The 276-nt window shown below is 65.2% G+C and carries 1 pseudogene; it reads right to left on the minus strand.

Annotated elements, in window-relative coordinates:
* Positions 1-274 (minus strand): annotated as a pseudogene (locus SB771_RS34280) (phosphoesterase); the annotation flags it as partial.
* Between the last annotated feature and the right edge of the window lie 2 nt (positions 275-276).

Below are 276 nucleotides of genomic sequence, written 5' to 3' on the forward strand. Positions count from 1 at the left end.
CGCGCCATTCACCGAGCGCGTGCATCGTCGCGCTGCCGAGCGATTCGCGCCCATGCAGCAGATCGCCGAGAAACACGATCGACTCGGGTGCGTGCGCAGCGATCAGCGCATCGAGCCGCGCGAGATCGTCCGCCGTCGCGCCGGCCGGCACTGGCACGCCATGCGCGCGAAACACTGCATCCTTGCCGAAGTGCGCATCGGCGATAAACAGGCTCTTCAGTTGCGGATCGAAAGCGGCGCGCTGCGCGGACAATTGCAGCGGATAACCACCTATAT

This window comes from Burkholderia sp. SIMBA_051 (assembly GCF_046534915.1).
Lineage (GTDB): Bacteria > Pseudomonadota > Gammaproteobacteria > Burkholderiales > Burkholderiaceae > Burkholderia > Burkholderia ambifaria.